General features: G+C 65.1%; 22 protein-coding genes and 1 riboswitch. Of the genes, 12 read left to right on the top strand and 10 right to left on the bottom strand.

All coding sequences use genetic code 11. From position 1 onward, the window contains the following. Positions 1 to 39: 39 nt before the first annotated feature. Both AC56LV_RS18585 and AC56LV_RS18590 read right to left on the bottom strand, forming a co-directional pair. The gene (locus AC56LV_RS18585; RefSeq protein ID WP_183556824.1) at positions 40 to 492 is read right to left on the bottom strand and encodes a DUF2147 domain-containing protein; all 453 of its coding nucleotides are present in this window, start codon (positions 490 to 492) and stop codon (positions 40 to 42) included. Beyond that, the gene (locus AC56LV_RS18590) at positions 480 to 788 is read right to left on the bottom strand and encodes a hypothetical protein (RefSeq protein WP_499559818.1); all 309 of its coding nucleotides are present in this window, start codon (positions 786 to 788) and stop codon (positions 480 to 482) included. The genes AC56LV_RS18585 and AC56LV_RS18590 overlap by 13 nt, the downstream gene beginning before the upstream one ends. A 232-nt stretch (positions 789 to 1,020) precedes the next feature. On the opposite strand from AC56LV_RS18590, the gene AC56LV_RS18595 reads away from it, so the two are divergent. Both AC56LV_RS18595 and AC56LV_RS18600 read left to right on the top strand, forming a co-directional pair. After that, positions 1,021 to 2,502, top strand: a complete 1,482-nt coding sequence (locus tag AC56LV_RS18595; RefSeq protein ID WP_499559820.1) for an alanine/glycine:cation symporter family protein — start codon at positions 1,021 to 1,023, stop codon at positions 2,500 to 2,502. A gap of 161 nt (positions 2,503 to 2,663) precedes the next feature. After that, positions 2,664 to 3,689 carry an MBL fold metallo-hydrolase gene (locus tag AC56LV_RS18600; protein WP_499559822.1) on the top strand — a complete coding sequence of 342 codons (1,026 nt, stop codon included), beginning with the start codon at positions 2,664 to 2,666 and terminating at the stop codon, positions 3,687 to 3,689. Here AC56LV_RS18600 and AC56LV_RS18605 read toward each other — a convergent pair whose 3' ends face one another. From AC56LV_RS18605 to AC56LV_RS18615, 3 genes are read right to left on the bottom strand one after another with little or no spacing between them, the layout of a single operon-like run. Continuing rightward, on the bottom strand, positions 3,690 to 4,373 hold the full coding sequence (locus tag AC56LV_RS18605; RefSeq protein WP_499559824.1) for a transglycosylase domain-containing protein: 684 nt from the start codon (positions 4,371 to 4,373) through the stop codon (positions 3,690 to 3,692). Beyond that, positions 4,373 to 5,518 carry an acyltransferase family protein gene (locus AC56LV_RS18610; protein ID WP_499559826.1) on the bottom strand — a complete coding sequence of 382 codons (1,146 nt, stop codon included), beginning with the start codon at positions 5,516 to 5,518 and terminating at the stop codon, positions 4,373 to 4,375. The genes AC56LV_RS18605 and AC56LV_RS18610 overlap by 1 nt, the downstream gene beginning before the upstream one ends. A 32-nt stretch (positions 5,519 to 5,550) precedes the next feature. Next, the gene (locus AC56LV_RS18615; RefSeq protein ID WP_499559828.1) at positions 5,551 to 5,742 is read right to left on the bottom strand and encodes a hypothetical protein; all 192 of its coding nucleotides are present in this window, start codon (positions 5,740 to 5,742) and stop codon (positions 5,551 to 5,553) included. A gap of 51 nt (positions 5,743 to 5,793) precedes the next feature. Between AC56LV_RS18615 and AC56LV_RS18620 the strand changes: the two genes are divergently transcribed. After that, positions 5,794 to 5,925 (top strand): hypothetical protein, encoded by a 132-nt coding sequence (locus AC56LV_RS18620; RefSeq protein WP_499559830.1) that lies wholly within the window; start codon positions 5,794 to 5,796, stop codon positions 5,923 to 5,925. Positions 5,926 to 6,193: 268 nt separating this feature from the next. Here the strand turns inward: AC56LV_RS18620 and AC56LV_RS18625 are convergent, their stop codons facing one another. Next, entirely contained in the window at positions 6,194 to 8,992 is a 2,799-nt protein-coding gene (locus AC56LV_RS18625) for a valine--tRNA ligase (RefSeq protein ID WP_499559831.1), read from the bottom strand. 246 nt (positions 8,993 to 9,238) lie between these two features. Between AC56LV_RS18625 and AC56LV_RS18630 the strand changes: the two genes are divergently transcribed. From AC56LV_RS18630 to AC56LV_RS18670, 9 genes are all read left to right on the top strand, one after another. After that, positions 9,239 to 11,353 carry a hypothetical protein gene (locus tag AC56LV_RS18630; RefSeq protein WP_499559833.1) on the top strand — a complete coding sequence of 705 codons (2,115 nt, stop codon included), beginning with the start codon at positions 9,239 to 9,241 and terminating at the stop codon, positions 11,351 to 11,353. 134 nt (positions 11,354 to 11,487) lie between these two features. Then, a complete protein-coding gene (locus AC56LV_RS18635) occupies positions 11,488 to 11,781 on the top strand; it encodes a hypothetical protein (RefSeq protein WP_499559835.1) in 294 nt (97 codons plus the stop codon). Positions 11,782 to 11,837: 56 nt separating this feature from the next. Beyond that, positions 11,838 to 11,950: riboswitch (TPP riboswitch) on the top strand. A gap of 77 nt (positions 11,951 to 12,027) precedes the next feature. Beyond that, a complete protein-coding gene (gene thiC / locus AC56LV_RS18640) occupies positions 12,028 to 13,953 on the top strand; it encodes a phosphomethylpyrimidine synthase ThiC (protein WP_499559837.1) in 1,926 nt (641 codons plus the stop codon). Continuing rightward, on the top strand, positions 13,954 to 14,157 hold the full coding sequence (gene thiS, locus AC56LV_RS18645) for a sulfur carrier protein ThiS (RefSeq protein ID WP_499559839.1): 204 nt from the start codon (positions 13,954 to 13,956) through the stop codon (positions 14,155 to 14,157). Positions 14,158 to 14,177: 20 nt separating this feature from the next. Further along, complete coding sequence (locus tag AC56LV_RS18650) at positions 14,178 to 15,023, top strand: thiazole synthase (RefSeq protein WP_499559841.1); 846 nt, start codon at positions 14,178 to 14,180, stop codon at positions 15,021 to 15,023. Next, positions 15,020 to 15,763, top strand: coding sequence for a bifunctional hydroxymethylpyrimidine kinase/phosphomethylpyrimidine kinase (locus tag AC56LV_RS18655; protein ID WP_499559843.1), 744 nt, complete (start codon positions 15,020 to 15,022; stop codon positions 15,761 to 15,763). The genes AC56LV_RS18650 and AC56LV_RS18655 overlap by 4 nt, the downstream gene beginning before the upstream one ends. A 10-nt stretch (positions 15,764 to 15,773) precedes the next feature. Then, positions 15,774 to 16,388, top strand: a complete 615-nt coding sequence (gene thiE / locus AC56LV_RS18660; protein WP_499559845.1) for a thiamine phosphate synthase — start codon at positions 15,774 to 15,776, stop codon at positions 16,386 to 16,388. Positions 16,389 to 16,426: 38 nt separating this feature from the next. Further along, positions 16,427 to 17,140 carry an ion channel gene (locus tag AC56LV_RS18665; protein WP_258836643.1) on the top strand — a complete coding sequence of 238 codons (714 nt, stop codon included), beginning with the start codon at positions 16,427 to 16,429 and terminating at the stop codon, positions 17,138 to 17,140. 59 nt (positions 17,141 to 17,199) lie between these two features. Then, a complete protein-coding gene (locus AC56LV_RS18670; RefSeq protein ID WP_499559847.1) occupies positions 17,200 to 17,724 on the top strand; it encodes a GNAT family N-acetyltransferase in 525 nt (174 codons plus the stop codon). Here AC56LV_RS18670 and AC56LV_RS18675 read toward each other — a convergent pair. The 4 genes from AC56LV_RS18675 to AC56LV_RS18690 form a co-directional block, all read right to left on the bottom strand. Then, entirely contained in the window at positions 17,719 to 18,846 is a 1,128-nt protein-coding gene (locus AC56LV_RS18675; RefSeq protein WP_499559849.1) for a metallophosphoesterase, read from the bottom strand. The genes AC56LV_RS18670 and AC56LV_RS18675 overlap by 6 nt on opposite strands. Positions 18,847 to 19,012: 166 nt before the next feature. Further along, entirely contained in the window at positions 19,013 to 20,629 is a 1,617-nt protein-coding gene (locus tag AC56LV_RS18680) for a TonB C-terminal domain-containing protein (RefSeq protein WP_499559851.1), read from the bottom strand. 6 nt (positions 20,630 to 20,635) lie between these two features. After that, on the bottom strand, positions 20,636 to 22,342 hold the full coding sequence (locus tag AC56LV_RS18685) for an Hsp70 family protein (RefSeq protein WP_499559853.1): 1,707 nt from the start codon (positions 22,340 to 22,342) through the stop codon (positions 20,636 to 20,638). Between the two features lie 106 nt (positions 22,343 to 22,448). Continuing rightward, positions 22,449 to 23,051: a hypothetical protein gene (locus AC56LV_RS18690; RefSeq protein ID WP_499559854.1), complete on the bottom strand. Its 603-nt coding sequence runs from the start codon at positions 23,049 to 23,051 to the stop codon at positions 22,449 to 22,451. Positions 23,052 to 23,129: the final 78 nt, after the last annotated feature.

Here is a 23,129-nt window from a genome sequence, read left to right on the forward strand (position 1 = left end):
GAATAATGAAAACGGCCCGTCGCCGGGCCGTGGTAATGATTACTGCTCGCGCTGCCAGGTCTGGGTACGCCCGAACATCGGCGCGCCAATGTAGCCGCGCACTTCGAGCTTGTTGCCGTTGTCGGCCAGCGTGGCCTTGCTCTTGTAGGTCTTGCCGGCGGCCGGGTCGAGGATTTCGCCACCGGTGTAGTCGCCGCCGTCTTTCTTCAGGCCCGACAGGATGGTCATGCCGATGATCGGCTGGTCCTTGCGCGCGTCGCTGCATTTCCCGCAGAGCGGGTTCTGCTCTTCGGATGGCGCGCGGTACAGTTTTTCGATCTTGCCGGTCAGGACGCCGCCTTCTTCGGTGATCCGCACCAGCGCCTTTGGCTTGCCGGTCTTGTCATCGATGGTCTTCCAGGTGCCGACAGGCGAGGTGGCCTGTGCCCACGCGGCGGCGGGCAGGGCGAGCATGGTGGCGGCGATCAGGCTTGCTTGGATCAGGTGGCGCATGGTGGTGTCTCCAGTGTTGTTGTAGGTACGGCGCCAGTGTAGCCTACCGCTTCGCCCGTGTGACAGGTCAATGCCCGAGGATGTCTTCCAATCGCGCAGCAGGGGCTATGGCGCGTTGCGCACGTCTTCGGGTGTGACCTGGTGGCGCCGCTCGGCCGTGTCAGCACGCGCAGGCTCACTTCGAGCGGCACGCCCAGCGTGGCCAGTTCGCGCGCCGCTGGGCGGGCCTCGATCGACACGTCGTGCAGCACGGCGTCGATGAGGAGGGCGGTCTTGTAATCGCTTCGTCGGTCCATGGTGGGATCGTATCATGTCCACCACGCTTTAGATCGCCAGCAATTGGTGCACCGGCCGGGCATGCCTGCACCAGCAGCGCCCATTTCCTGCTCATTCTGAGTCAGCCCGGCTGATGGCACCACAGTGCGGAAAAAATGATGTTAATTCCTTACGGAATCATGTAACTTGTGCGACTTCATGGCGGCGAAATGCCTGCCTTCCTGAACCCTTCAACGCAGGAGTCCCACCACCATGCTCGACCTGGTCAACGCCGTCAACGGTGTCATCTGGAGCCCCATCATGATCGCCCTGTGCCTCGGGGCCGGTCTGTACTTCTCGATCCGCGGCCGTTTCCTGCAAATCCGTCACGTGCGCGAGATGCTGCGCCTGATGCGTGAAGGGAAAAGCTCGGAGCAGGGCGTGTCGTCGTTCCAGGCGCTGGCCATGACGCTGGCGGGCCGGGTCGGCACCGGCAATATCGCCGGCGTGGCGACCGCCATCACGTTCGGCGGCCCCGGCGCCGTGTTCTGGATGTGGGCCGTGGCCTTCCTGGGCGCCAGTTCGGCCTTCGTCGAGTCGACGCTGGGCCAGCTCTACAAGGAGCAGATCGGCAACCAGTATCGCGGCGGCCCGGCCTTCTATATCGAAAAAGGCCTGGGCATGAAGCGCTATGCCTGGACCTTCTCTATCGCCACGCTGTTCGCCACGGGCCTGCTGCTGCCGGGCGTGCAGGCCAATTCGATCGCCGAAGGTCTCAAGACCGCCGCCGGCATCGATCCGCTCTACACCGGCATCGGCGTGGCCGTGGTGCTGGCCGCGATCATCTTCGGCGGTGTCAAGCGCATCGCCCATTTTGCCGAGATCGTGGTGCCGTTCATGGCGGCCGCCTACATCCTCGTGGCCGTGGCGGTGGTAGCGATGAACATTGAAGCCCTGCCCGGCGTGCTGCGCCTGATCGTCAGCTCGGCCTTCGGCCTGGATGCGGGCTTTGGCGCCATGCTCGGCATGGCCATCCAGTGGGGCGTCAAGCGCGGTATCTATTCGAACGAAGCCGGGCAGGGCACCGGCCCGCATGCATCGTCGGCAGCCGAAGTGAGCCACCCGGCCAAGCAGGGTCTGGTGCAGGGCTTCTCGGTGTACATCGACACGCTGTTCGTGTGCTCGGCCACTGCCTTCATGCTCCTGGTGACGGGTCAATACAACGTCGAGAATACCGACGGCACGGCGCGCTTCATCGGCGTGCAGGGCGTGGCGTCGGGTCCGGGCTATGTGCAGACGGCGCTCGAAAACGTGCTGCCGGGCTTTGGCGCACTGTTCGTCGCGATCGCGCTGCTGTTCTTTGCGTTCACGACCATCGTGGCCTACTACTACATCGCCGAGACCAATATCGCTTACATGGACCGCCATAACCGTCATCCGTGGCTGGGCGTGGTCCTCAAGCTGTGCATCATTTCGGCCACGATCTACGGCGCGGTCAAGACCGCCGACGTGGCCTGGGGCCTGGGCGACATCGGCGTCGGCCTGATGGCGTGGCTGAACATCGTCGCGATCTTCTTGCTGCGCAAGGACGCCTTCAAGTGCCTGCGTGACTACGAGGCGCAAAAGAAAGCCGGCAAGGAACCCGAGTTCGACCCGGTCGCGCTCGGGATCAAGAATGCGCATTACTGGGAGGGGCGTGCTGCTGCGCTCAAGCTGCAAGGCGATAGTGCGCGTGACGCGGCGGCGATCAAATAGAGACGCGCGGCGTCCCGGCCATCCAGGCCGGGACGCTCGCTGGAGCGTGTGCCGTCCGCCCCAGCATCGGAAAGTCCGGATCGGCCGTAGTGCACTTTTATCGAATCGACGCGTTCATGCGCCTGCTTGTCGGCATCTTCGTTACGGGAGCTCTCGCTACCATGGCAATCTGTACCCCTGTCTCGGCAACGACGACCGCGCCAACCTCGCCGCAATACCACGACGGCAAATACCGCAATCCGGTCGCCATGCACAAGCTGGGCGCCGGCGGCATTGCCAAGCTCTGGTGGGCTTTCCTGTTCGACAAGCGGGCCGGGACCACGCCGCAGCAGGCAGTGCCGGTGCAGCCGCTGACCCGGGCGGCACTGCTGGCCGCGCCCGACAACACGCTGTACCGCCTCGGCCACTCGACGATGCTGATCAAGCTCGCCGGTGAGTTCTACCTGACCGACCCCGTGTTCTCGCAGCGTGCATCGCCCGTGCAGTGGTTCGGCCCGGCGCGCTTTCATGCGCCGCCGATCTCGATCGACGAACTGCCGCCCATCAAGGCGATCATCCTGTCGCACGACCATTACGATCACCTCGACTACGCGGCGATCATGGCGCTGGCGGCAAAGACGTCGGTGTTTCTCACGCCTTTGGGCGTGGGCGACCGGCTGGTCGACTGGGGCATCGACCGCGCCAAAGTGCGCCAGTTCGACTGGTGGCAGGACGCCGAGATCGACGGCGTACACTTCGTGGCGACGCCAGCCCAGCACTTCTCGGGGCGCGGGCCACACGACGGCAACTCGACGCTGTGGGCATCATGGGTGATCCGGCACGATGACCTGCGCCTGTTCTTCAGCGGCGACACTGGTTATTTCAAGGGCTTCAAGGAGATCGGCGCCAGGTACGGACCATTCGACATGGCGCTGATCGAAACCGGCGCCTACGACAAGCTCTGGCCGGACATCCACATGCATCCGGAAGAAACGCTGCAGGCGTTTGTCGACCTGAACGCAGCCTGGCTGCTGCCGATGCATAACGGGACGTTCGACCTGGCGCTGCACAGCTGGCAGGAGCCGCTCGACCGGATCGAGACGCTGGCCGATGATCGGGGCATCAAGCTGACCACGCCGGAGATGGGCGAAGCACTGAGCTTGACGCAGCCGCATGCCGGCGGGCGCTGGTGGCATGGCCTCAAGTGATCACGCGCCGCAGTGCGCCAGTGTTGTATCGAACCAGCTTTGCGCTTTGCAGGTGCCCTGCACCAGCGCACGCACCCGTGCCACGCGCGTCGCATACGCTGCGGGCTGCCTGACAGGATGGTACGCGTTGGGTGCCTTGATCATGGCAACCAGGCCAATGAATTCTTCTTCGCTGGTCTGTTCCAGCGACTTGCCGAGATAATTCCGGGACGCCGCTGACAAGCCCATGATCTGCCTGCCGTTGTGCGTTCCCAAATAGACATGGGTGGTGTACAGCGCCAGTTGTCGCGCCTTGGACAGCCTGGCATCGAGCACCACGGCCATCGCATCACGGCCCAGATCGATCCGTTTGCAGCATGCGAAGACGCTGCGGTACAGCGCCTGCAACGCGCCGCCAGCCCCGCCCAGGTCCGCACCTTCCAGGTAGAGGTCGCGCGCGACCGCGCCCGAGATCGTCGCAAAGCCCTGGCCGCTGGTCAGGCTCACACCGTGGTGTACGAAGAAGGCAGGATCTTCGACGCGCAGCAGGATCTGCGTCTGCCGCGCGGACAGGGGCGCGTCAGCGATTGCAGGCATGTGCGCAGTGACAGTGTCAAAGGTGGCCCAGGCCCAGATGACGACAAGGAGCAGATAGCCCGCCACCATCGCGGGCAGGATCGACAGCCAACGGGTTCGTCGTCGCATCACACGCCTTTGACGGGCGCCTGGCCCACGGATGGTCTGCGCTGCAAACCCAGATGCACGGCGCCGTGTTCGAGCAGGCGCGCCAGCGCGTAACAGCACAGCAGCACCGGCACGTAGACGACGAAGGTCCAGGTTTGCACATTGCCCATCAGCGCGCGGTACAGGCCCGCGGTGGCAAGCACGATGAACATGTGGAACAGGTACAGCTCATAACTGAGGCTTCCCATGCGCGCCAGCCATCCCAGACCACGGCGCGGCGCAGGTGGCTGCGCGTGAAAGGCCAGCAGCAGCAGGCAGGCGCCGACGCAAATCACATATAGGTTCGACTTGAACAGATGACGGTAGACCACGTCCGACCAGCCCAATGCCAGCACGAGGCACAACGCACCAGCCAGACCCATGATGCGGGCCCCTCGCTTGCCTGGCTGCCACCGGCGCGCCAGCAGTGCAGCGAGCACGCCCCAGGCCAGCGCCGCCATCCCGGGCAGGTATGCTTTTTCCCACCAGACCTCATCGCTCATCGGCACCAGCGAGCGCAGCGGTTGCAGTCCCAGCGCCAGCACGACCAGCATGCCGATCAGGACACGGCGCGGCAGCGACAGGCACAGCAGCGGAAAGCCCACGTAGAACACTTCTTCGATCGACAGCGACCACAGGACATCCCAGCCCGCCGGCGCCCAGCCAGTGCGCCCTTCGTACCAGTTAAACGTGAACGTCAGCGCCGAACCGAGCAAGCCGGCCAGCGAGTGGCGGTCGGTCTCTGGCATGAATCCCGGCACCTGGCACACGGCCAGCAGCGAGAGCAGCGTCAGGGCCAGGCCGAGCAGGGGCAGGATGCGCCGCGCGCGGGCGCGGTAGAAGCGGCGCAGGTCGACCTGCCCAATGCCGCCATCGCGTTCGATGATACGCAGCGTGATCAGAAAGCCCGACAACGTGAAGAAGATGAAGACTGCTTCGTAGCCGTTGAAGCTGATGGCGTCGATCAGTCGCTTGGGCAGCCACTGGCCAAGAAGACTCGGCCCCAGCGGCAGGCGAAACGGCAAGGCCAGATGGTGCACGATCACGAGCAGGATCGCCAGGCCACGCAGGCAATCGATGCCGACGTTGCGCCGCGCGGCGTGCCAGTGGGGAAGGGAAGTCGTCATGCGGTGCTTTCCAGGGTGATTGCTGCCATTGTCTACAGGGAGTGCTCCCATACCAGGCGCCAGGTTGCGCGCACCCGATATGTCGTTACGCGCAGCAACGGCGCGTTGCCTTCGAACGTGCGCCGTTCGCGAACGTCTTGCTGCAGCAGGTCCGAGACCGACAGCCGCAGGCGCGATCTTGCATCACGCTTCCACAGTGCGTAAAGGTCAAGCTGGCGTTTCATGCTGTCTGCATCGACGATCCATGCGCTGCTGCGCTGTACGACGGGGCTTGTATGGGTATAGTTGCCGCCGACGTCGATGCGCCGGCTCGTGCCGCCAGCCGGTCGATCGTGGCCTTGCCTTCTAATTCGATGCCACGCACGGTCGCCCTGCCCGCATTGACCGGCGTTGCGGTCCACGACTAAAAGCCAGGGTCAGGTCTGACATTCGGACACGCGACTAAAAGCCAGGGTCAGGTCTGACATTCGGACACGAACTCGACAATTGGGTAGTCGGAACCAGCTTACACCGGGCCATGCTAATGCCGGGCAAGAAGCCATCGCAAGTAGTTAGGGCTGAGGTCGTGTCCGAATGTCAGACCTGACCCCGGCTGTGCTGATTTTATGGATTAAAGTAAGCAGAGCAGAAACAAAAAACGCGGCCGAGGCCGCGTTTTCTTTGGGGGATGGCTGCTTATGCCGCTGCCAGCTTTTCGAGCTGCTCCTGCATCTTGCTGAGCGTGGCCGAGAAGTTCGCCACGCGTTCCTGCTCCTGCGCTACGACAGCGGCCGGGGCACGGGCGACGAAGCTCTCGTTCGACAGCTTGCCGTTGGCCCTGGCGATTTCACCGGCCACGCGCGCGATCTCTTTCGACAGGCGTTCGCGTTCGGCGGCGACGTCGATCTCGACCTTGAGCATCAGCTTGGTGGTGCCGACGATCGACACGGCCGCTGGCGATTCCGGCAGCGCATCGACGATCTGCACTTCGGCCAGTTTGCCCAGCAGCTGGATGTACGGCCCGAATACCGCCATGTCAGCGCGCCCGGCGTCGCTCGACGGTTCGACGATCAGCGGCACGCGCAGCGACGGCGCCAGCGACATCTCGCCGCGCAGGTTGCGGGTGGCGTCGACCAGCGCTTTCAACTGCTCCATCCAGGCTTCGGCGCCTTCGTCGATCTGCGTCGCATCGGCTTGCGGATACGGTTGCAGCATGATCGTCGGCCCGGTCTTGCCAGCCAGTGGGGCGATGCTCTGCCACAGTGCTTCGGTCACGAACGGGATGATCGGATGCGCCAGGCGCAGGATCACTTCCAGCACGCGCAGCAGCGTGTGGCGCGTCGCGCGTTGCTGCGCTTCGGTGCCCTGCTGGACCTGGACCTTCGAGACTTCAAGGTACCAGTCGCAGTACTCGTCCCAGACGAACTTGTAGATGCTGTTGGCGATATTGTCGAAGCGGTAGTCGGCAAAGCCCTTGGCGACATCCTGCTCGACGCGGTTCATCAGCGAGATGATCCAGCGATCGGCCTGAGATAAATCTTCAGGCAATGGGGCACCGCAATCCTTGCCTTCGGTGTTCATCATCACGAAGCGGGTTGCGTTCCACAGCTTGTTGCAGAAGTTGCGGTAGCCTTCGGCGCGGCCCAGGTCGAAGTTGATGTTGCGGCCCAGCGACGCGTAGCTGGCCATCGTGAAGCGCACGGCGTCGGTGCCGAACGCCGGGATCCCCTCAGGGAATTCGCGGCGCGTGGCCTTGCCGATTTTCTCGGCGGCGCGCGGGTCCATCAGGCCCGTGGTGCGCTTGGCCACCAGCGTCTCGACGTCGATGCCGTCGATCAGGTCGATCGGGTCGAGCGTGTTGCCCTTCGACTTCGACATCTTCTGGCCCTGCGAGTCGCGCACCAGGCCGTGCACGTAGACGGTTTCGAACGGCACCTTGCCGGTAAAGTGCGCGGTCATCATGACCATGCGCGCCACCCAGAAGAAGATGATGTCGAAGCCCGTGACCAGCACCGACGACGGCAGGAACAGTTTCATATCGGGCGTTTCTTCGGGCCAGCCCATGGTCGAGAAGGGCACCAGCGCCGACGAGAACCACGTGTCGAGCACGTCGTCGTCGCGGCGCAGGGCGCCCGTGATGCCGGCGGCTGCGGCCTTGGCCTGCGCTTCGGCCTCATCGCGCGCGACGACGATCTGGCCGTCTTCGGCGAACCAGGCCGGGATGCGGTGGCCCCACCACAGCTGGCGCGAGATGCACCAGTCCTGGATATTGCCCAGCCACTGGTTATAGGTCGTGCTCCAGTTTTCTGGCACAAACTTGATCTCGCCGCTGGCGACTTTTTCGAGCGCCACGTCGGTGATCGACTTGCCCGGGTTGAACGTGCCTTCCGGCGCCGGCTTGGTCATCGCGACGAACCACTGGTCGGTGAGCATCGGCTCGATCACGACGTTGGTGCGGTCGCCCCGCGGGACCATCAGCTTGTGCGGCTTGATCTGTTCCATCAGGCCCAGTGCTTCGAGGTCGGCGACGATCTGCTTGCGCGCAGCGAAGCGGTCCAGCCCCTGGTACTGGGCAGGGCCGTTTTCGTTGATCTTGGCGTCGAGCGTGAAGATGCTGATCGGCGCGAGGCCGGCGCGCTGGCCAACCGCGTAATCGTTGAAGTCGTGGGCCGGCGTGATCTTGACGCAGCCGGTGCCGAATTCTTTATCGACGTAGCTGTCGGCGATGATCGGGATTTCGCGACCGGTCAATGGCAGCGTGAGTGTCTTGCCGTGCAAATGCAGGTAGCGCTCATCGGTCGGATCGACCGCGACAGCGACGTCGCCCAGCATCGTTTCAGGGCGCGTGGTGGCAACCGTCAGGTGGCCGCTGCCGTCGGTGAGCGGGTACTGGATGTACCACATGAAGCCGTCTTCTTCCTGCGAGTCGACTTCGAGGTCGGACACGGCCGTGCCCAGCACCGGGTCCCAGTTCACCAGGCGCTTGCCGCGGTAGATCAGGCCCTGCTCGTACAGGCGCACGAAGACTTCAACGACCGATTTCGAGCGTGGCTCGTCCATCGTGAAGTATTCGCGCTGCCAGTCGGGCGACGTGCCCAGGCGGCGCATCTGGCCGGTGATGGTGCTGCCCGATTTTTCCTTCCACTCCCAGACTTTTTCGAGGAATGCGTCGCGGCCCAGGTCATGGCGCGAAATCTTTTGCGCATCCAGCTGGCGCTCGACGACGATCTGGGTGGCGATGCCGGCGTGGTCGGTGCCCGGGACCCATGCGGTGTTGTAGCCGCGCATGCGGTAGTAGCGCGTCAGGCCATCCATGATCGTCTGGTTGAACGCGTGGCCCATGTGCAGGGTGCCGGTGACGTTCGGCGGCGGCAGCTGGGTGCTGAAGGAGGGCTTGCCCTCGTCCATGGTCGCGGCAAAGTAGCCGCGCTGTTCCCACTCGGCGCGCCAGAACTGTTCAATATCGGCTGGCTCGAAAGACTTGGCTAATTCCATGATGTGGTCGTGTGTGAATTTTGCGAAAGAAACCATTATAGGTCACCTTCCAGCGCCAGCCTATCCTGGCAGCTTCGCTGAATTGCCAGCCGTTGTCCAGCTCGTTTGAATCCTTCTTTGTTTGCCCAAGCTCCTTGATCTACCTCCAGATGCGCCCGTGATTCCTCTGAATATCTGCAGCCCCGACGAACCATCACCCCTACTCCACTGGTCGAACGAGGGCTTTTTGACCATGAGGAGAACACCATGTCACAACTCGACCCAACCGGGATCGACAATGCGAACGAGGACGCGATCGGCGACACAGGCGTAATGACCTATGAAGAAGTATCCGGGCTGTCCAACGGCGACCTGGGGATTCCCGAGCCGTACGACACAGGGCCCACCGGCGCCGGGCCCGGGCTTGCTGCGGGGCCGGTCATTACGCCTGCCCCGCAGGTTCCCTTGCCGATCCCTTCGCTCCCCATCCCGTCCATACCGGCCATCAAGAAGGCGGTCAGCGGTTGCTACGCCAGCTCGCTGGGCAGCTTCCAGCTCGACCTGCGGGTCGACGTCGACCGCAACCGGCCGATGCGCCGGGTCAGCGGCGACTTTTACCAGACCAGCGGCAAGACCAAATCGTACTTCGGCTCGTTCGTGGTCGACAGCCCGACCGTCACGGTGTCGACCACCCGCATCATCGTCAAGGGTATGGGCCGCTTCACGTTCGCGGCCGGGGCGCCGGTAATCCAGGTGACGATCCCGCGCGTCAACATCTTCCAGTCACAGGCCGCGGCCACGCTGCAGTTCTTCACGGTTAACAATACGCCGGGCGCTTCCTACCATTGCTCATTCTCGTCACTGCATTTCCGCACGGTGCGCATCGAAACCGACAGCGTGTCCGACGTGACGACGACGCCCTTTACGAGTTACAACACGGGCGCGCTGCCTTCGGGCGGCAGCGCCCGCACGGTCAACGTGGTCAGCGCCTTTGGCGAAGCGGGCATCGGCATGGTGCCCACCGCCGGCAACAATGTCATCGATGTCGGCGCGGCCGGGGCCAATGCCACCTGGAGCAATGCCGAGCTGCACGCGTCGATGCAGCAGCATTTTTCCCTGTGGGGCGACCTGCAGCAGTGGTGCGTATGGCAGCTGGTGGCGCAGCAGCATGACCTGGGCACGGGCCTGTACGGCATCATGTTCGACCAGCAGGGCAAGCAGCGCCAGGGCTGCGCCGTGTTTCATGCCGGAATCGGCGGTGCCACGGCCGAGCAACACCGGCTGCAGCTCTACACCTACGTGCACGAACTGGGGCATTGCTTCAACCTGATGCACTCGTGGCAGAAATCGTATGCCAATCCACCCAAGCCGAACCGTCCCGAAGCGCTGTCGTGGATGAACTACCCGTGGTACTACCCGAATGGCAACGCGCCCGGCTTCTGGAGCAGCTTCGACTTCCGCTTCGACGACGAAGAGCTGATCCACCTGCGCCACGGTTTCCGCAACGACGTCATCATGGGCGGCAACAGCTTCACGAGTGGCGCCTCGCTTGGCCGCGACGTGATGGCCGATCCGATCTCGGACGAATCCGGCCTGGTGCTCGATATATCGACCCACCAGCGCAGCTTCGCGCTTGGCGAGCCGGTGGTGCTTGGGCTCAAGCTACGCGCCACTGACACGCGCGGGCGCCGCGCCCATACCTGGCTGCATCCGAACTATGGGCTGGTGAAGATCATGATCGAACAACCTGGCGGCCGGCTCTGCGGCTACGAGCCGATGATCGACCACCTGGTGGGCGAACGCCAGACGATGCTCGGGGTGGACAACCCGGTCCAGGACAGCGCCTATATCGGCTATGGCAAGGATGGCTTCTATTTTGGCCAGCCGGGCCAGTACCGGGTGCGGGCCGCGTATGCGGCGCTCGACGGATCGCAAGTGCTGTCCGATATCCTGACGGTGCACGTGCGCTATCCGGTCAGTACTGACGACAATGTGCTGGCCGACCTGTTCATGGGCGAAGACCAGGGCGCGCTGTTGTATCTGCAGGGGTCGGACAACACCACGCTGCGCTCGGGTAACGCTGCCTTTGACGAGGTCCTCGACCGCTTCGGCGCGCATCCGATGGCCGCCTATGTGCGCATGGTCAAGGGCGTCAATGCCGCCCGCGCGTTCAAGACAGTGAACGCGGGCGAGGGCAAGCCGCTGTTCGTGCGCGCAGCGCGTCTCGACGAGAGCGCCGCATTGCTCTCGAGCGTCGCCCAGGCCAAGGTACTCGATCCGGTGTCCCAGGGCGAGTTGCTTACTTTGCTGGCCACCGTTCAGGGCGGTCCTGCGGCGACCGGCGCGACCGGGCCGGGGGCGCGGCCGCACCGTAAGGCATGACCCATGCTGGAGCGCGGGGGATACGCCGGACACTTGGGCTGGCCGTGCTGGCGTTACTCTGTTCCGGACAAGCCTGCTCTGTATGCGGCTTGTCCGGCAAACCTGTTGCAGTCAATGGAAAGGCGAGGCAAGCGATGACGTTACGCGTGAGGTTGGGCGAGGGCTTTCAAGACAATACGGTCAGCGTGCGGGTCGACGGCAAGCAGGTCTATGACCGGCCGAACGTGAGTACCGACCTGACGATTTCGCGTGCGGATTCGTTCGATGTGGCGGTCGACAGGCCCAGCGTGCAGCTCGAGGTGGCCGTGCAGGGCGGGCCGACGGTGCGCCGTGCGGTCGAGCCGGCGCAGACGCCGTTCGTCGAAGTGCGTTTCATCGACGGCGCCTTGCATGTGCTGCCGTTGCCGGCCGAGCCGCCGATGTTGTAACCATGATGCCCATTCAATATTTGTTCGGCTATAATCCACCCGCTGCCATCACTGGCAGCAAACGCTAGGGGTCCTGCGCGTCGTTGCTTTTACAACGATGCGTGGGTGAGAAATACCCTCCGAACCTGATCTGGATAATGCCAGCGAAGGGAAGCAGCCGATTCGTGCGGCCGTGCGCAGTCTTGCGCTCGACCTTGCCGCACCCGGTAACTCCTTTGCTGGCTCTCATGCACGCAAGGGAGCCACATGAACGCACCTCCGAAGTCTTCGCAATTGTTCGACGCCGCCACCGCCACGGTGGACCAGGCAGCTATCGCATCGCTACCAAACTCCCGCAAGGTCTACATCGAAGGCAGCCGGCCCGATATCCGCGTGCCGATGCGCGCGATCAGCCAGTCGGCCACGTCCGACAGCTTTGGCGGCGAACCCAATCCGCCGCTGTTCGTCTACGACACGTCGGGGCCATACACCGAACCCGCCACCGCAATCGATATCCGCAGCGGCCTGGCGCCAATGCGCCAACCGTGGATCGATGGGCGCGGCGATACCGAGCAACTGGCCGGGCCATCATCGCAGTATGGTCAGCAGCGGCTGAACGATCCGGCCTTGACCGCGCTGCGCTTCGACCTGCAGCGCGCGCCGCGCCGCGCCAAGAGCGGCGCGAACGTCACGCAGATGCACTACGCGCGTCAGGGCATCATTACGCCTGAAATGGAATTCATCGCGCTGCGCGAAAACATGCAGCGCAAGGAGTACATCGCGTCGCTGCATGCGTCCGGCCCGATGGGCAAGCGGGTCGCCGACCTGATGGGGCGCCAGCATCCTGGGCAGTCGTTCGGCGCCAGCATCCCGGCCGAGATCACGCCGGAATTCGTGCGCTCCGAAGTCGCGCGCGGGCGCGCCGTCATCCCGCTCAATATCAACCACCCCGAAATCGAGCCGATGATCATCGGCCGCAATTTCCTGGTCAAGGTCAATGCCAATATCGGCAATTCGGCAGTGACCTCGTCGATTGGCGAGGAAGTCGAAAAGATGACGTGGGCGATCCGCTGGGGCGCCGACACGGTGATGGACCTGTCCACCGGCAAGCACATCCACGAAACGCGCGAATGGATTCTCCGTAACAGCCCGGTCCCGATCGGCACGGTGCCGATCTACCAGGCGCTGGAAAAGGTCAATGGCAAGGCCGAGGACCTGACCTGGGAGATTTTCCGCGACACGCTGATCGAACAGGCCGAGCAGGGCGTCGACTACTTCACGATCCATGCCGGCGTGCTGCTGCGCTACGTGCCGATGACGGCCAATCGCCTGACGGGCATCGTCTCGCGCGGCGGCTCGATCATGGCCAAGTGGTGCCTGGCGCACCACCGCGAATCGTTCCTGTATACCCACTTCGAGGACATCTGCACCATCATGAAGGCGTACGACGTGACGTTCAGCCTGGGCGATGGCCTGCGCCCCGGCTCGATCTACGACGCCAATGACGAAGCGCAGCTGGCCGAACTGAAAACGCTGGGCGAACTCACGCAGATCGCGTGGAAGCACGATGTGCAGACGATCATCGAAGGCCCTGGCCACGTGCCGCTGCACCTGATCAAGGAAAACATGGACCTGCAGCTCGAGCAGTGCCATGAAGCGCCGTTCTACACGCTCGGGCCGCTCACGACCGATATCGCGCCCGGCTACGACCACATCACGTCCGGCATCGGCGCGGCCACGATCGGCTGGTATGGCACGGCGATGCTGTGCTACGTGACGCCCAAGGAGCACCTGGGCCTGCCCGACAAACAGGACGTCAAGGACGGCATCATCACCTATAAAATCGCCGCCCACGCGGCCGACCTGGCCAAGGGGCATCCGGGCGCGCAGCTGCGCGACAACGCGCTGTCCAAGGCACGCTTCGAGTTTCGCTGGGACGACCAGTTCAACCTGGGGCTCGATCCCGACAAGGCGCGCGAATTCCACGACGAGACGCTGCCCAAGGATTCGGCCAAGGTGGCCCATTTCTGCTCGATGTGCGGCCCGCATTTCTGCTCGATGAAGATCACGCAGGAAGTACGCGCCTACGCCGCTGCCAATGGCGTGCAGGGCGAGACGGCCCTGCAGCAGGGGATGCAGGAAAAAGCGATCGAGTTCGTGCGCGACGGCGCCCGGCTGTACCGGGAGGTCTGAATGACGTCCATCGAAGTCAATGGCGCGCCGTGCGGCGTGCCGCCGGGCCAGACGCTCGCCGGGCTGCTCAAGCAGCTGGACCTGAGCGGGCAGGGGATGGCGCTGGCCGTGAACCGCGAGGTGGTGCCACGCCAGCAGTGGCCCACGCGCCGCCTGCAGGCGCAGGACCGGGTCGATATCGTGCGCGCCATCGGTGGCGGCTAAAGGAGAACAGGATGAATGTCATGAACCAACGCATGCAACCAGATGTACAACCAGAAGCACAGCCAGACGTACTCACCATCGCCGGGCGCGCCTACCACTCGCGCCTGCTGGTGGGCAGTGGCAAATACCGCGACCTGGCGCAAACGCGCGAGGCCACGCTGGCGGCCGGTGCCGAGATCATCACGGTGGCGATCCGCCGCGTCAACATTGGCCAGGACCCGAACGCCCCCAGTCTGCTCGACGTGCTGCCGCCGTCGGAGTTCACGATCCTGCCCAACACGGCCGGCTGCTTCAATGCGAAGGATGCGGTCTACACGCTGCAGATGGCGCGCGAGCTGCTCGGCGGGCGCAACCTCGTCAAGCTCGAAGTGCTGGGCGACGCCACCACGCTGTTCCCGCACATGCCCGAAACGCTCAAGGCCGCCGAAACACTGGTGCGCGACGGTTTCGATGTGATGGTCTACTGCAGCGACGATCCGATCCAGGCCCGTATCCTGCAGGAGATCGGCTGCGTGGCGGTGATGCCGCTGGCGTCGCTGATCGGCTCGGGGATGGGCATCCTCAACCCGTGGAACCTGCAGCTGATCATCGAGCAGGCCACGGTGCCGGTGCTGGTCGATGCTGGTGTGGGCACGGCGTCGGATGCCGCGATCGCGATGGAACTCGGCTGCGACGGCGTGCTGATGAACACCGCGATCGCCGGCGCGCGCGACCCGGTGCGCATGGCGCGCGCGATGAAGCATGCGGTGCTGGCCGGGCGCGATGCGTACCTGGCGGGGCGCATGCCGAAGCGTTTCGCGGCCTCGCCATCGTCGCCGGTCGAGGGCAAGATCACGGGCGACGTCGCCGGCAACGTCACCGTATGACACCCTGCGTGCTGGTCTTCGCCGGGCTCGATCCCGGTGGCGGCGCAGGCCTGGCGGCCGACATCCTGGCCATTGCCGCGCAGGACGCACACGCGCTGCCGGTGGCCACGGCGCTGACCTGCCAGGACAACAACCGCGTGTTCGAAGCGCACCCGGTCGACGCCGGCCTGGTCGCGCGCCAGGCCGCGCCGCTGGTCGCGGCCTTCGACATCCGCGCCGTCAAGCTGGGCATCCCCGGCAACGCGGCCAATGCGGCGGCAATCGCGGCCATCATCCGCGACTTGCGCGCACGGCAACCGGATCTGCCGGTGGTGCTCGACCCGGTGCTGGCCAGCGGCCATGGCGATGCGCTGGGGCGGGGCAGCGCCAGCGCCGCCTTGTCCGATTTGCTGACGCTGGCGACGATCGTGCTCCCCAACCTGCCAGAGCGCGCTGCGCTGGACATGCCGGGCACGGTGCAGATGCTCGTCACGGGCGGCCATGCGCCGGGCGACACGGTCATCAACCGCTGGCTGCAGGATGGTCAGGTGTTGCGCGAGTGGCGCTGGCCGCGCCTGCCCGACACCTACCACGGCAGCGGTTGCACGCTGGCTGCCGCACTGGCGGCGCGCCTGGCGCTGGGCGATTCGATGGCCGTCGCCCTCGAGCGCGCCCAGGCCTACACGCACGCCACGCTGGCGCAATCGTTCGCAGTCGCGCCGGGCCAGCGCATCCCGCGCCGCCTGCCTCAACCACATTGAAGGAGCCACCATGCAAGGCCTGTATCTCGTCACACCGAACTGGAACGACACCGACCGGCTGCTGGCCGCCACCGACGCCGCACTGAGCGCCGGCGCCGCGCTGGTGCAATACCGGCACAAGGACGCGAGCGCGCTGCTGCGCCTCGAGCAGTCGACGGCGCTGCTGGCGCTGTGCCGCCGCCACGGCTGCCCGCTCGTCATCAACGACCATCTCGACCTGTGCCAGGCGATCGGTGCCGATGGCGTGCACCTGGGCCATACCGATCAGGCGATCGCCGCTGCCCGCGCGCTGCTGGGCCCGGACAAGATCGTCGGTGCCTCGTGCTACGGTGATCTGGCGCTGGCGCGCGCCGCGCGCAACGCCGGCGCCAGCTATCTTGCCTTCGGCGGCTTCTACCCATCACCGGTCAAAAAATACACGTTCGTGACGCCGCCGATACTGCTCGACCAGGCCCGCGCCGAGTTCACGCTCCCCCTCGTCGTCATCGGCGGCATGACGCCGGCCAACGCCGCGCCACTGGTTGCGCGGGGCGCCGACATGGTCGCGGCGATCACGAGCGTGTACGGCGCGGCCGACCCGCACACGGCCGCGCGCGCATTCGGGAGCCTGTTTTCGGCCGGCTGAACCTACAATGGCAGTACTTACGACTTCGTCCTGCCGCCATGATCTCTCCACGCCTGTTCATCCACACCCGCCGCCATCCGTCCGCCATCCTGCTGCTGGTGCAGCTGCTCGGCATGCTGTCCTATCCGTTCATCGAAGGCACCCGGGCCGGCCAGGTGGCCTTCAACTGCTTCGGCATCGTGGTGCTGGCGTTTGCCATCCGCATGGTGCGGCGCACGCCCGGCGAAGTGCGCGTGAGCTGGGCGCTGGCGGTGCCGATCATCGTTTTGCTGCTGGCGCAGATTCTGCTCGGCTATAACCACCTGCTGGCCTGGTCATCGGGGCTGGAGGCGCTGTTCTACTTCTACGCGGCCGGCAGTTTGATTGCCTACATGATGGAAGACGAACGGGCCACGACCGACGAGCTGTTTGCGGCCGGCGCCACGTTCACGCTGCTGGCCTGGGCCTTCACGCACATGTACATCCTGCTGCAGGAAGTCCAGCCCGGCACCTTTGCCGCCGCCGTCAATGCGGGCGCGCCGCGTACCTGGACCGAACTCAATTACCTGAGCTTTGCGCTGCTCTCGAGCACGGGCATCGGCGACGTGATTCCGCTGACGCCACCGGCGCGGGCGCTGGCCAGTGTCGAGATGCTGGTCGGTTTGATGTACCTGGCGGTGGTCGTGGCGCGGCTGATCGCCTTCACGACCCGCAACCGGATCGAGGTCGGCCGCGCACGCAAGCGCAAGCTGGAAGAGTGGGAACAGGATTGAGCCACAACGCTGGAATTGCTTGCTAGAATCGTCCTCCGATCACCAACAGGAGCACGTGCATGGCGTACCAACTGGCTGCTTTCACGATTCGCAATGTCACGCCCGATGGATGGCCAGCCTACCGCGCACTCCGTCTGCGCGCGCTGGAAGACGCCCCCAATGCTTTCGGCAGCACGCTGGCCGACGAATCCACGCGCCCGCCCGAAGAATGGGCGGCGCGCCTGACCCGTGCGGCCACGTCCGGCATCGACCATCCACTCGTGGCCCACGTCGCTGGCCAACCTGTCGGACTGGCCTGGGCAAAGGTCGACGTGGACGACCCGGCCCTCGTGAACCTGTTCCAGATGTGGGTAGCGCCCGAAGCGCGCGGGCAGGGTGTGGCCGCGGGCCTGCTGGCCGAAGCGGTGCGCTGGGCGCGGGCGCGCGGCGCCACTGCCATGCAGCTTGGCGTCAATTGCGCCAACGATGGGGCAGTGCGCCTGTATGCGCGCGCCGGCTTCGTCGCCACGGGGTGGCAAGAGCCGATGCGGCCCGGGTCGGATCAGGTCGAGCAGCGCATGCGGCTGGTCATCGCAGGATCATGAACGCGCCGTCTGGCGCCGCAATGTGATCCGGGTCAGTTCGGACGGCACGCCCAGGCGCAGCGCGAAGCCCGGCCATAATGCGGTGCCATTGTTCAGGTACAGGGTCATTCCGTCGACCTCGTAACGGCCCGACACGAAGCCGTTGTTGGCGCGCGCCACTACCCGGTCCAGCCCGACGATCATGCCGCCGTGAGTGTGGCCGGACAATTGCAGCGCGACGCCGCGGCTGGCGGCGTGGCGGGCATTGCGCGGCTGGTGGTCGAGCAGGATCACCGGTGCGCCGGCCGGCGCGCCGCGCAAGGCGGCATCGACGTCGGGCGGCGCGGCGCCGGTCTGCGGGGCGGTCACGTCGTTGACACCAGCCAGCACCAGCTGCCCGGCGCCGCGCTTGAGAACGGTATGGCTGTTGTCCAGCGGCGTCATGTTGAGCCCCGCAAAATACGCCATCCACGCCGTGTGGCCGAAAAAGTACTCGTGGTTGCCGGGAATGACCCAGACGCCATCGGGTGCGTGCAGGTCGCGCAGCGGCGCCACGTCGCGTTCGCGGTGTGCGATATTGCCGTCGATGAGGTCGCCGGTAATGACGATCAGGTCGGCGTCCAGCGCGTTGGCGTCGGCGACGACCTGGCGCGTCCACGGCGCATCGAACAGGCGGCTGATGTGCAGGTCGGTCAGGTGCACGACCTGGTAGCCGTCAAATTCGTGCGGCAGGTTCTTCACCTCGATCAGCACGTCTTCGAGCGACGGCGACTTGATCGCCTGGTTCACGCCCAGGGCGGCCAGCAGCGCGGCGGCAATCGCGATGCCGTAGCGCAGGCGCGGCGCAATCGCCACGCGCCGGCGCCGGATCGCCATCGCGATCAAGGCGCCGGCATCGACCAGCAGCTGGAACACGGCCAGCAGCAGGATTGCGCCGAAGCCCCAGTTGAACAGGATCACCAGCCCTTTCGGGAATTCGGGCGAGAACACGCTGCCCGACGACAGGCGCGACCACAGGTGGTACTGCGAGACCAGCACCAGCACGACGGCACTGGCGACTTTGGATTTCGTGGACAACGGCAGCGGCCAGAGCCAGCGCACCAGGACCAGCAGGCAGGGAAGGCTGAACATCAGATGAAACATCAGGTGCGCTCCGTTCGTGCCGGGAAGCGGCCTGCAGTTGTCGGGGTGGTGAGTGGGCGCGTCATGACGCCCATGGAATGCGTCGAGTAAATATGCATCGTGCGGTCTGCCTGAACAATCGAACCGGTAAGCATAGCCCAGATTGGCCGCGGGCACAGGCCACTGCTTACGCTTCGCGTGGAGGCGGCTGCGCGCGATCGGCTTCGGTACGCTGTGTTTGCGTCACCGTGGTGGACCATTCCACGTCAAAACTGCGCGCCGTGCTGGCCGGGAACGGCTTGGCTGCACGCAAGGCATTCTCCATCGCGTGATCCAGCCGCGGCTCGCCCGATCCCTTGATCTGCTTGACGCGCACGACCATGCCGTCAGCGTTGAGGTAGACGCGGTATTGCAGCGTCAGTTTGCCGGGCTGTGTGAAGCGGCTCGGCTGGTAGTCGATGGGGGGAACGTGCTTGCCCAGCAGTTCGGCACCCGGGGTTATTCCGTCGGTGGCTTGCCGCGGTGGCGGCGCATTCGCTTTCGCCGCCTGCCCGGCCGTGATGGTGACTGAATAGACTGCCTCGAACTCGGCCGGTGTCCCCGGCGGAAACGGCGTGGCGTTGCGCAGCGCCTCGGCCACCGCCTCGTCGAAGCCCGGCTCGCCCGAGGTCGAGACATTGCGTGTCTGGCTGACCCGCCTGTCCGCGTCCAGGAAGACCCGCACCCGCGTATCGAGTACGCCGGGCTTTGCGCCGGGCTGCGGCTGGTAGCGTAGTGGCGGAACGTGCGCGTCCAGTACCTGCTGGCTGATATCCGACGCCGCCGGTTTGGGGTCGGTCGCCTTGAACACTGCATACAGCAGCAGCGCTGTCACGACGATCAGCGCCACATTGCGCGCGATGACCCACAGCCAGGCAGCCAGCGATCGGGGTGGCACCGGCACGGCAATCTCGTCGTCGATGTCGGACGCGGCCTCTGGTTGCGCACCGAAGCGCGCCTGCCAGGCGGCGCGCCACTGCTCGACGTTCCCGAGGCTGACGATGACGCCCATCATGCAAGGGAACCGCGCCATCATCGTTTCGATGATGCGCATGTGGCTGCGCAGTTGCGGCTCGGTGGGGGCGCCGGCGTCGCGCAGCGCGTGCGCGGCGCGGCGCATGGCGGCCTGCCGGGCCGGTGGCTGCGTGGCGAACACGCGGCGCTCGGCCAGCGCCCGGTCGAGCACCATGCCGGCATGGCCGAACGCCAGCAGTCGCTGCGGGTCCGCGTCCCAGTCGAATACCGTCAGCGCCGCCTCGAACAGGTTTTCGTGGCCGGGTTGCCAGCCATGCGCCAGCACGGTGGCGACGATCGCCTCGAACACGATCCGTGCGTCGATGTTGATCAGGTCATCGTCGTCCAGTCTGCGCCTGAGCAGGGCCTCGTACGGATCGGGGTTATTCTGCGTTGGCTGCCCGAGCAATCCTTCCAGATCAGCCGCCAGCCGCCCGAACGCGGCTTCGCCCAATGCACGTGGATCGTCCGCATCGACAGGCCCGGGCGCAGCAGGCATCTCTGGCGCAGCGTCGGCAGCCGGCGGAGGCGCCATGGCCGCTGCTGCCGCCGGTGGGCCTTCAGCTTCGCGTTTTTTCCACGCGGCCCAGGCCAGTGCTTCTTCGTACACCGCGCGCAGGTCCTGGAAGCCTTGTGCGTCGTGTTCCTGGTCGATGGTCTTCAGGCGCCTGGCATAGGCGCTGCGGATGTCGCGCTCGCGCGCATCCTGATCCAGCCCGAGCGCGTCGAGAAATGCAAACGTGGCAGCCATCGGGGACTATGCCTCTGGCAGCAGGAAGCTCTGGTGGTCGAAATAATCGAGCACCTGGCGAAACACGTCGACGGCCGGCACGATCATGCGCCGTTCCTGGGTGCCCAGCGCCTGCTCGAAGCGCGCGATTTCGCGGCCCAGACGCTCGCGCTCGTCGCCCCGCAGTTGCTGGTACAGGCGTTCGCCACGCGCGAGCAGCGTGCGGTTTTCCATGTGGTCGCGCGGATGGATCTTGAGCTCGGACAGCGCCTGGAAGCGTTGCGCGATTTCCGGCGCGCTGAGCATGCCCGGATTGCCTTCGATGACGAGGGTGTGCACGTCACGCGTGTGCACCAGCGTCGCTTCGACCTGCAGCAGGCCGTTCACGTCGTAGGTAAAGCGCACGTCGACACCCCCGTCGTTGCCGGTGGCGAGCGGAATGGTCAGCGCGCCGAGCTTGATATTGTCGCTCGCCATGCGCGCTTCGCCCTGGTAGACCAGCAGCTCGATGACGCGCTGCGTGTCCTGCAGCGGGAAGTAGCGCTTGACGCGGCTGGCCGGGATGACGGTGTTGCGTTCGATGATCGGGTCGAAATGGCCGTGCGAAAAATGGTCGGCGTCGATCTGCATCGTGGTGGCCACGCCAAGCGAATATGGCGCGACGTCGGTCATCACCACTTCGTCCAGCGCCGCATCCTTCATCTTGAGCCCGGCCTGGATGGCGGCGCCCAGCGCGACCACCTGGTCGGGATCGATGTCGCAGGCCGGGAAGCGGCCGAACATGCGCGCCGCCATCTTGCGCACCAGCGGCATGCGGGTGGCGCCGCCGGCCAGCACGATATTGTCCAGTTCGGCGATCGGCAGGCGCGCGTCGCGCAGCGCCCGTTCGACCGGCGCGCGCAGGCGTGCCAGCAGCAGTGCGCACAGCTTTTCAAGGCCTGCCTCGTCCAGCTCGAGCGCGTACTGCGCGTCGCCGTTGGCCACGCGGATGGTGGCGCGTGGTGCCTCGCTCAGCGTGCGCTTGGCCAGTTCGGCCTGTGCGGCCAGGCGCTGCATGAAATGCGCGTCCGCGCGCAGCGCGGCCGGCACGCCCGCGGCGTCGAAGAAATGCTCAACCAGCGCAGTGACGAAATCCTCGCCGCCCAGGTAGTTGTCACCGGCCGATGCGCGCACTTCCATGACGCTGTCGAACAAGTCGAGTACCGACACGTCGAAGGTGCCCCCACCCAGGTCGAACACGAGGAATTTCGATTCGCCGTCGCGCAGGTGGATCCCGTAGGCCAGCGCGGCGGCGGTCGGTTCATTGAGCAGGCGCTCGACCTTCAGGCCCGCGAGCTCGCCGGCGGTGCGGGTCGCCTTGCGCTGCGCATCCGAAAAATACGCGGGCACCGTGATCACCGCTTCGGTCACCGGGTGGCCGAGCGCGGCTTCGGCGTCTTCCTTCAGCGAGCGCAATACCAGCGCGGAGAGCTCCTCGGGACGAAACGCGCGCTTGCCGAGATGGAACGTCTTGTCGCTGCCCATCAGCCGCTTGAAATTGGCAGCGCTTGCCTGCGGATGGGTTTGCAAACGCTCGCGCGCGGCCTGGCCAACCAGGATCGCACCGTCTTCATCGACACTCACGCAGGAAGGGGTCAGCATCTGCCCGAGACTGTTCGGGATCAGGCGCGCCGCGCCGTTGTCCCATACTGCGATCAGGCTGTTGGTGGTGCCAAGGTCGATGCCGACAATCATTCCGTTTTACTTTCTACAAAAACCATTCTGAGAGGCAAATCATAGCGTAGCGGCACAGTCTTGGGATTACGCACGCAGCATTTATCCGTACAGCATGATGCAGGCCTCACGCCGCATCGCGTTCCGCGAGCACCAGCTGACGCAGCCGCGCCACGGCGCGCGCGCCCGGGTAATCGCGCGAGCGACCGGACCGTCTGTCGTAATCAGCGGGGCGGTAGCTGATCGTGCGCTGTTCAATCGTATCGACGTAGCGCGGATTGTCCCTGGCGAAGCGTGCAAAGGCCGTCTGCATGCATGGGTCGAGCGTGATCAGTGCCGCATCGATCAGCTTGATGATCTCGTGAACATATTCGCCGATTAACTGCACGACGAATGGCACCATCCAGTCTTGCAGGTGGGGCAGCAGGTGGCGCAGGCATTCTTCACGTACATGGCCGTCATGGTGGCGCGTACCCAGGCACCACAGCATGGCGCGCTGGCGTGCATTGAGGTCGCCAATCGCTGCGAGCAGCGACGCGTCAAAATACAAGCGTGTCGGGATGGCCAGCTTCTCATCGGCCAATGCCACGATGAAGTGCAGGTGAGAGGGATGTGGATGCCAGACGTCCATGGCTTGGAGTGCCTGGGCGTCGATGCGCAAGGCGCGTGGAAATGCATCGGGAAGGGCAGGCGGGCATGGTGCAGCGTGCACCGGCAAAGGATCGGACATGGTGTTCTCCAGGTGACCCTGCGGATGGCGCAGGGAACGATCGTATCTCATCCTGCGCGTAAACGCCATGCACACCGC

Source organism: Telluria sp. RB2R28, assembly GCF_059685835.1.

Bases quoted from the DNA above. Each gene is read 5' to 3' on its own strand.
- AC56LV_RS18585 (WP_183556824.1), bottom strand. From the start codon at position 492: ATGCGCCACCTGATCCAAGCAAGCCTGATCGCCGCCACCATGCTCGCC.
- AC56LV_RS18590 (WP_499559818.1), bottom strand. From the start codon at position 788: ATGGACCGACGAAGCGATTACAAGACCGCCCTCCTCATCGACGCCGTG.
- AC56LV_RS18595 (WP_499559820.1), top strand. From the start codon at position 1,021: ATGCTCGACCTGGTCAACGCCGTCAACGGTGTCATCTGGAGCCCCATC.
- AC56LV_RS18600 (WP_499559822.1), top strand. From the start codon at position 2,664: ATGGCAATCTGTACCCCTGTCTCGGCAACGACGACCGCGCCAACCTCG.
- AC56LV_RS18605 (WP_499559824.1), bottom strand. From the start codon at position 4,373: ATGCGACGACGAACCCGTTGGCTGTCGATCCTGCCCGCGATGGTGGCG.
- AC56LV_RS18610 (WP_499559826.1), bottom strand. From the start codon at position 5,518: ATGACGACTTCCCTTCCCCACTGGCACGCCGCGCGGCGCAACGTCGGC.
- AC56LV_RS18615 (WP_499559828.1), bottom strand. From the start codon at position 5,742: ATGAAACGCCAGCTTGACCTTTACGCACTGTGGAAGCGTGATGCAAGA.
- AC56LV_RS18620 (WP_499559830.1), top strand. From the start codon at position 5,794: ATGGGTATAGTTGCCGCCGACGTCGATGCGCCGGCTCGTGCCGCCAGC.
- AC56LV_RS18625 (WP_499559831.1), bottom strand. From the start codon at position 8,992: ATGGAATTAGCCAAGTCTTTCGAGCCAGCCGATATTGAACAGTTCTGG.
- AC56LV_RS18630 (WP_499559833.1), top strand. From the start codon at position 9,239: ATGTCACAACTCGACCCAACCGGGATCGACAATGCGAACGAGGACGCG.
- AC56LV_RS18635 (WP_499559835.1), top strand. From the start codon at position 11,488: ATGACGTTACGCGTGAGGTTGGGCGAGGGCTTTCAAGACAATACGGTC.
- thiC (WP_499559837.1), top strand. From the start codon at position 12,028: ATGAACGCACCTCCGAAGTCTTCGCAATTGTTCGACGCCGCCACCGCC.
- thiS (WP_499559839.1), top strand. From the start codon at position 13,954: ATGACGTCCATCGAAGTCAATGGCGCGCCGTGCGGCGTGCCGCCGGGC.
- AC56LV_RS18650 (WP_499559841.1), top strand. From the start codon at position 14,178: ATGAACCAACGCATGCAACCAGATGTACAACCAGAAGCACAGCCAGAC.
- AC56LV_RS18655 (WP_499559843.1), top strand. From the start codon at position 15,020: ATGACACCCTGCGTGCTGGTCTTCGCCGGGCTCGATCCCGGTGGCGGC.
- thiE (WP_499559845.1), top strand. From the start codon at position 15,774: ATGCAAGGCCTGTATCTCGTCACACCGAACTGGAACGACACCGACCGG.
- AC56LV_RS18665 (WP_258836643.1), top strand. From the start codon at position 16,427: ATGATCTCTCCACGCCTGTTCATCCACACCCGCCGCCATCCGTCCGCC.
- AC56LV_RS18670 (WP_499559847.1), top strand. From the start codon at position 17,200: ATGGCGTACCAACTGGCTGCTTTCACGATTCGCAATGTCACGCCCGAT.
- AC56LV_RS18675 (WP_499559849.1), bottom strand. From the start codon at position 18,846: ATGTTTCATCTGATGTTCAGCCTTCCCTGCCTGCTGGTCCTGGTGCGC.
- AC56LV_RS18680 (WP_499559851.1), bottom strand. From the start codon at position 20,629: ATGGCTGCCACGTTTGCATTTCTCGACGCGCTCGGGCTGGATCAGGAT.
- AC56LV_RS18685 (WP_499559853.1), bottom strand. From the start codon at position 22,342: ATGATTGTCGGCATCGACCTTGGCACCACCAACAGCCTGATCGCAGTA.
- AC56LV_RS18690 (WP_499559854.1), bottom strand. From the start codon at position 23,051: ATGTCCGATCCTTTGCCGGTGCACGCTGCACCATGCCCGCCTGCCCTT.